A 6,119-nucleotide genomic window follows, 5' to 3' on the forward strand; every position below is an offset into this window, starting at 1 on the left:
TATTGCCCGGTGAAAGCCGGGTCTTGCTTTCAGAAAGGGTGGGAGGCTGGCACGATGACCCGTGCCGGGCTCGTTAGGGCTGCTTCCTTCCGGACCTGACCCGGTTGGCGAGTGGCTCGTCCACCACCAACCTCCCGGATGCACATATCGGCAATATCGCCATCAAAAGCAAGCCAAGGTCAAAAAAAACTGCTAAACATTTGATAAAACAATGGAGGATGCCCCTTTGAAGGAGTTTGCGCTCGAGGATCGTCTGGCGAATGACAGCGTTGCGGTCACCATTACGGGCCTTTGCGACGTGCGGCTGATGAAGGATCGCCGCTGGCCCTGGCTTGTGCTGATCCCGCGCCGCCCCGACAAGTCGGAAGTTTTCGATCTAACCCCGCTCGATCGAGTCTTGCTGACTTTCGAAACGGATAAGGTCGCAAGCGCGCTGAAGACGCTGACGGGTGCCACAAAAATCAACGTCGGGGCACTTGGAAATATCGTCCGTCAGCTGCATGTTCATGTCATTGCGCGGTTCGAAGGTGATGCCAACTGGCCAGGCCCGGTCTGGGGCTACGGCAAGGCGGAGCCCTATTCGGACGAAGACATGAACAGCCTCATAGCCAAGTTGCGGGAAACGCTTTCACAATGAGCCATTCCATCTTTTCCTCGGATGCGCCGCATCCGGAAGCCAGCAGTCTCACTGCCTTTGCAGAAAACCAGCTCAACCGGGATGCCGAGCATCGCGACGAGGAATCGATCAAGCATGCGCTGGCCAAGGAAGGCACCCATATCCTGGCCTTTGCCCAGGATCGGCTGGTCTTGAAGCATGACGGGCAGGTGCTCGATCCGCTGTTTGCCCGCTATGAGTTGCAGGATTTGGATCCGAACTGGGATGAAGCCGTGTTGCTCGGCTATCGCAATACCGGTGAGCCCCGCCTTGCCGTGCCGGTGCGCATCAATGCCGACGAACTTGCCAGCCATTACAAGCCCGCCGACATGCGCTCTCTCTGGCGTGATCTTCTGCTGGAAGGGGAAATCCTGGGCGAGGCGGCGCAGGGCATGAGCCTTGTTCGCTGGAATAGCGACAATCGCTTCTGCGGCCGCTGTGGCTCGATCATGGAAAGCCGCATCGGCGGTTACAAGCGGGTGTGCACGGCCTGCGAACACATGATCTTCCCGCGCACCGACCCGGTCGTCATCATGCTTACGATCGATGAAGAGCGCAATCGCTGCCTGCTCGGCCGCAGCCACCATTTCGCGCCGGGCATGTATTCCTGTCTGGCCGGCTTCGTCGAGCCGGGCGAAACTATCGAGAATGCCGTGCGCCGCGAGACCTATGAGGAGTCAGGTATTCATACCGGTCGCGTGCGCTATCACGCCTCTCAGCCCTGGCCGATGCCGCACTCGCTGATGATCGGTTGCTACGCCGAGGCGAAGTCGACCGAAATCCATATGGATGATGCCGAGCTTGAGGATTGCCGCTGGTTCACGCCGGAAGAAACGCTTGCCATGCTCGATCACGTTTCGGCTTCCGGCAATACGTCTCCGCCCAAGGGCGCCATCGCCCATCGCCTGATGCGCGACTGGGTGGAGTGGAAACGCTAGGTTCTGTCTTGCCATGGCCCGCTCGGAACGATTGCTGACGCTGTTGCAGACGCTGCGGCGCTACCGCCGCCCGGTCAGCGGCGCGGTCTTGGCGGAGGAGACCGGCGTCAGCCTACGCACGCTCTACCGCGATATTGCCAGCCTGCAGTCGCAGGGCGCCATGATCGACGGCGAGCCTGGTATCGGCTATGTGCTGAAGCCCGGCTTCATGCTGCCGCCGATGATGTTCTCGCAGGACGAGATCGAGGCGCTGGTGCTGGGGTCGCGATGGGTGGCCCGCGCCACCGATTCGCGACTGGCGGCGGCCGGCGCCGATGCCCTTGCCAAGATCGCCGCCGTGTTGCCCGCCGAAATGCGCGAGGCGATTGATCAGGCAGCGGTAGTCGTCGGCACGCGGCGCATCACCGAGGACAAGGCCGACCTCTCGCTGATGCGCAAGGCGATCCGCACGGAGCGTATGGTGCAACTGACCTATGGCGACGTGAACGGCACCATCTCAACCCGGCGCATCTGGCCTTTTGCACTCGGCTATTTCGACAATTCGCGCATCATCATGGCCTGGTGCGAGTTGCGGCAGGACTATCGCCATTTCCGCGCCGACCGCATCGTCGATTTCGCGGTGCTGGAGGCACGCTATCCACGCCGCCGTGTTGTCCTCGCAAAGGAGTGGCAGGCCAAAGAGGGCATTGCCCACAATTGATTGGCCGACTCAACACTACTGCCAGAAACTGTCAGTAGGCATGACTATGATGGGCACCATCCAAGCAGGAAGGAGGACCGATCATGGCAAGCCCAGTTCTTATCGTCTCGAGGGAAACACACGGCGTCGTAGCGCGCGAAGACAGGGGCTTCTCTCCGTTTGCGTGGCCGAAGCACCTTCTGCAGATTGCAGGTCGATATTTCGTCGGCTGTCGTTATCGCCTCGATCTTGATGAGACGCCGGATTTGGTGAAGCGCGATCTCGGCTTCCTCGACGGGCATGCCCCGTATCGCGAGGAAAATAGGATGCGCTGACGCGCATCCTCATAAACATCGGACTATCCGCCAACGCATTCATCACCGGCAGGCACCGCCTGCCTGCCGGACAGCAACCATCATGCCTTCATACCCCCAAAAACCGAGAGGAATATCCAAATGATCAGTCCAAACCTCATCATCTTCTACGTCAAGGATCCGGCCGAAAGCACGCCGTTCTACCGTGACCTGCTCGGCCACGAGCCTACCTTCGCCTCGCCGAATTTCGTGGCTTTCGCGCTAGACAATGGTTTCAATCTTGGCCTCTGGCGCCGCAGCAGCGTCGAACCGCAACCCTCCGCCATCGGCAATCGCGGCGAGCTAGGTTTCATGGTAGAGGGCGAAGGTGCCGTCGAGAAGCACTATAAGGATTGGAAGGCCCGCGGCCTGCCGATCGCACAGGAACTGACGACGATGGATTTCGGCCCAACTTTCGTCGTACTCGACCCGGACGGCCATCGCCTCCGTGTTTGTGAGCCGGATAAGTAAGGCGATGGGCGCAGGGCTTGCCTCTCACCCCAACCCTCTCTCCATTCGCGGGGAGAGGGGCCCACCTAGAATTCACGCTGAACCCGATGGTGGAAGGGGGGTGTCTTTGTCCCCCGCCTAACCGCCTGGAGAGAGAGAACGGGTTTAAAACTTAGAGATCGCCCCGCATCGGGTGGCCCTTGTAGACGCCGAGGATGCGGACCTTTTCGGAGAAGAACCGCAGTTCTTCCAACGCACGGCGTACATGCGCATCGGAGGGATGACCCTCGATGTCGGCATAAAACTGCGTCGCTACAAAACGGCCGCCGAGCTGATAGCTTTCCAGTTTCGTCATGTTGATGCCGTTGGTGGCAAAGCCGCCGAGCGCCTTGTAGAGCGCAGCCGGAATGTTGCGCACGTTGAAGACAAAGGTGGTGACGATCTTTTCGTCCGGCGAGCTGCGCTCTGCCCAGTTCTCGTCGCGCGACAGCACGACGAAGCGCGTCATGTTGTCTTCGGTATCCTCGACATTCTCGGCGATGATTTCCAGGCCATAGAGGTCGGCCGCCAGCCGCGGCGCCAGCGCCGCCATGCTGCGATCGCCGGTTTCCTTCACCAGCTTGGCGGCACCGGCGGTATCGCCGGCGATGACCGGCTTCCAGCCGTTCGCACGCACGATCTTGCGGCACTGGCCGAGTGCATGGATGTGGCTGTGCACCGTGCGGATCTCGTCCTTCTTCACGCCCGGCAGCACCATCAGCTGGAAGCGGATCGGCATGAAATACTCGCCGACGATATGCAGGCGCGATTCCGGCAGCAGGTGATGGATGTCGGCAACGCGCCCGGCAATGGTGTTCTCGATCGGAATCATGCCGAGATCGGCTTCGCCATTGTCGATCGCAGTAAAGGCGTCCTCAAAGGTCTGGCAGGGCAGCGGCTCCATGGTCGGAAACATGTCACGGCTCGCCATGTCGGAATTGGCGCCGTAGTCGCCCTGGAAGGAGATCTTGTTGGTCTTGGTGATCATGGGACTGCCTTTGGGGGAATGCCGTCAGAGAGAGGCGGCGGAAAGAATGCGTCTGGCCTTTTCAAGGTCCTTGGGAGTATCGACACCGAGCGGGACCGTGTCAACGATCTCCACATCGATGCGCATGCCCGCTTCCAGCGCCCGCAGCTGCTCCAGCGATTCGCGCAGCTCAAGCGGCGACGGGCCGGCTTTGACGAATTTCTCCAGTGCCGCGCGACGATAGGCGTAGAGGCCGATGTGGTGGTAGAGCGGCCCGTTGCCGTAGGGGGCGGTGGCGCGGGTAAAATAAAGGGCGCGCAGACGGTTGGCCGAAATGGCCGAGCCGACCACCTTGACCACGCTCGGCAGGGTCTTCTCTTCCTCGTCCTTGATCTCGACGGTCAACGTGGCGATGTCGACCGCCGGATCTTCGAGCGGGCGCAGTGAGGCGCGGATGGTCTCGGGATCGATCGTCGGCAGGTCGCCCTGCACGTTGACGACGATTTCGGCGCGACCTTGCGGATCGACGGCCTGCAGCGCCTCGTAGATGCGGTCCGAGCCGGATTGATGATCACCGCGCGTCATGACGACATCGAAGCCGGCTTTGGCCACCGCCGCATAGGTATCTTCGTGATCGACGGCGACGACGATGCGACCGATCGCCGCCTCGCGCGCACGCTTGGCAACCTGTACGATCATGGGCAGGCCGCAAATGTCGGCAAGCGGCTTTCCCGGCAGGCGGGTGGAGGCCATTCGGGCGGGAATAAGGACCAGCGTCTTGTCTAAATTTGAATCTGTCATTGTTGGGCCTTCTATTCCTGCAGGAAAAGTGTCAAAACGTCTCACGGTGGAGGCCGTTTACAGAGTTGCAAGAAACAGCCAAAAGACATAGGTTTCGCGCGAATTCAAGATGGGCCGGCCGAGGATGCTGGCGGCGAGGGGAGCATAGCAGATGAATTCATCCTACGTGAACATGGGAGTCGGGGCACTTTTGGCCACGCTGTTCGTGTTGAAGTCCGTGTCGCTCGCGTCAGGATTTATTTTCCATTCAGAGACACCGGAAAAGCCCGGTTTTGCCATTGCTGCTGCCGAGGAACCGGCTGCCGGCGGTGACAAGGGTGCGGCCGCCAAGCCGGATACGCCGATCGCTCAGCTGCTGCAGAAGGCTGATGCCAAGGTCGGCGAGACGATCTTCAAGAAGTGTCAGGCCTGTCATTCCGGAGAGAAGGGAGGCCCGAACAAGGTTGGCCCGGATCTCTGGGGTATCGTCGACCGCCCGGTTGCTGAGCATGAAGGCTTCGCCTATTCGGCCGGCATGAAGGACTTCTCCAAGGGCGGCGCGCAAAAGTGGACCTACGATCACCTCTATCACTTCCTGGCTTCCCCGAAGAAGTTCGTTGCGGGTACCGCGATGGGCTTTGCTGGCCTGCCGAAAGAAGAGGACCGTGCCAACGTGATCGCCTATCTGCGCACGCTCGCCGATACGCAGGTGCCGTTGCCGGATCCGAACGCGCCTGCTGCTACGAACTAGAGCAATTCCAGGAGAAGTGCGCAGCGGTTTTCCTTTCGGAATTGCGTAAAAACAATAAGCTAGATGGTGTAACGGGCGGAGCCCGGCCAGCCAGGTTTGAATGGCTGGTGGTCGTCCCTCACAATGATGGTGTCGCGGAGTCAGGAGAGACCTGCTCCATAGCATCACGGAGAGACGACCATGAAGCAGTATGCCGGCATCGACGTATCATTGGAATACTCAAGTGTGTGCGTGGTGGATGCGGATGGCCGCATCGTACGTGAAGCAAAGGTCCACAGTGAACCCGATGCGCTGATCGCCTGGTTTGGCGGGCACGGCGTGGCGATGGAACGCATTGGTCTGGAGGCCGGACCCTTGTCGCAGTGGCTCCATGCCGGAATGACAGAGGCGGGTCTGGCGGTCGAGCTGATCGAGACGCGCCACGTGCGTGCGGCCTTCAAGACGATGCCGGTGAAGACCGACAAGAAGGATGCGCGGGGCATAGCGCAGTTGATGCGGCTTGGCTGG

9 protein-coding genes and 1 other RNA gene are annotated in these 6,119 nt (G+C 60.4%); 7 read left to right on the plus strand and 3 right to left on the minus strand.

What is annotated here, in order from left to right; all coding sequences use genetic code 11:
• Nucleotides 1-38: 38 nt before the first annotated feature.
• An RNA gene (gene ffs, locus QD409_RS31725) (signal recognition particle sRNA small type) lies at nucleotides 39-135 on the minus strand.
• Between the two features lie 91 nt (nucleotides 136-226).
• Between ffs and QD409_RS31730 the strand changes: the two genes are divergently transcribed.
• From QD409_RS31730 to QD409_RS31750, 5 genes are all read left to right on the plus strand, one after another.
• The gene (locus tag QD409_RS31730) at nucleotides 227-637 is read left to right on the plus strand and encodes an HIT family protein (protein ID WP_430764650.1); all 411 of its coding nucleotides are present in this window, start codon (nucleotides 227-229) and stop codon (nucleotides 635-637) included.
• Complete coding sequence (nudC, locus tag QD409_RS31735; RefSeq protein ID WP_037155259.1) at nucleotides 634-1,593, plus strand: NAD(+) diphosphatase; 960 nt, start codon at nucleotides 634-636, stop codon at nucleotides 1,591-1,593. Before QD409_RS31730 ends, nudC begins: the two co-directional genes overlap by 4 nt.
• 13 nt (nucleotides 1,594-1,606) lie before the next feature.
• Nucleotides 1,607-2,293, plus strand: coding sequence for a helix-turn-helix transcriptional regulator (locus tag QD409_RS31740; protein ID WP_004127790.1), 687 nt, complete (start codon nucleotides 1,607-1,609; stop codon nucleotides 2,291-2,293).
• 83 nt (nucleotides 2,294-2,376) lie between these two features.
• The gene (locus tag QD409_RS31745) at nucleotides 2,377-2,607 is read left to right on the plus strand and encodes a hypothetical protein (protein ID WP_092856194.1); all 231 of its coding nucleotides are present in this window, start codon (nucleotides 2,377-2,379) and stop codon (nucleotides 2,605-2,607) included.
• A 120-nt stretch (nucleotides 2,608-2,727) separates the two neighbouring features.
• On the plus strand, nucleotides 2,728-3,096 hold the full coding sequence (locus QD409_RS31750) for a VOC family protein (RefSeq protein WP_092856196.1): 369 nt from the start codon (nucleotides 2,728-2,730) through the stop codon (nucleotides 3,094-3,096).
• 151 nt (nucleotides 3,097-3,247) lie between these two features.
• Here the strand turns inward: QD409_RS31750 and QD409_RS31755 are convergent, their stop codons facing one another.
• Nucleotides 3,248-4,102 carry a prephenate dehydratase gene (locus tag QD409_RS31755; protein ID WP_092856198.1) on the minus strand — a complete coding sequence of 285 codons (855 nt, stop codon included), beginning with the start codon at nucleotides 4,100-4,102 and terminating at the stop codon, nucleotides 3,248-3,250.
• A gap of 24 nt (nucleotides 4,103-4,126) precedes the next feature.
• Nucleotides 4,127-4,882, minus strand: a complete 756-nt coding sequence (locus QD409_RS31760; protein WP_092856200.1) for a 3-deoxy-manno-octulosonate cytidylyltransferase — start codon at nucleotides 4,880-4,882, stop codon at nucleotides 4,127-4,129.
• Nucleotides 4,883-5,033: 151 nt separating this feature from the next.
• On the opposite strand from QD409_RS31760, the gene QD409_RS31765 reads away from it, so the two are divergent.
• Nucleotides 5,034-5,612, plus strand: a complete 579-nt coding sequence (locus QD409_RS31765; RefSeq protein ID WP_092856201.1) for a c-type cytochrome — start codon at nucleotides 5,034-5,036, stop codon at nucleotides 5,610-5,612.
• 180 nt (nucleotides 5,613-5,792) lie between these two features.
• Nucleotides 5,793-6,119: IS110 family transposase (locus QD409_RS31770; RefSeq protein WP_430764651.1), on the plus strand; the 327-nt coding region annotated here is incomplete at its 3' end.

The sequence above is a fragment of the Rhizobium sp. BR 315 genome, from assembly GCF_050577975.1.
GTDB lineage: Bacteria > Pseudomonadota > Alphaproteobacteria > Rhizobiales > Rhizobiaceae > Rhizobium > Rhizobium miluonense.

Excerpts from the sequence above, each read along its gene's own strand:
- nudC (WP_037155259.1), top strand. The coding sequence starts at position 634 with ATGAGCCATTCCATCTTTTCCTCGGATGCGCCGCATCCGGAAGCCAGC.
- QD409_RS31740 (WP_004127790.1), top strand. The coding sequence starts at position 1,607 with ATGGCCCGCTCGGAACGATTGCTGACGCTGTTGCAGACGCTGCGGCGC.
- QD409_RS31745 (WP_092856194.1), top strand. The coding sequence starts at position 2,377 with ATGGCAAGCCCAGTTCTTATCGTCTCGAGGGAAACACACGGCGTCGTA.
- QD409_RS31750 (WP_092856196.1), top strand. The coding sequence starts at position 2,728 with ATGATCAGTCCAAACCTCATCATCTTCTACGTCAAGGATCCGGCCGAA.
- QD409_RS31755 (WP_092856198.1), bottom strand. The coding sequence starts at position 4,102 with ATGATCACCAAGACCAACAAGATCTCCTTCCAGGGCGACTACGGCGCC.
- QD409_RS31760 (WP_092856200.1), bottom strand. The coding sequence starts at position 4,882 with ATGACAGATTCAAATTTAGACAAGACGCTGGTCCTTATTCCCGCCCGA.
- QD409_RS31765 (WP_092856201.1), top strand. The coding sequence starts at position 5,034 with ATGAATTCATCCTACGTGAACATGGGAGTCGGGGCACTTTTGGCCACG.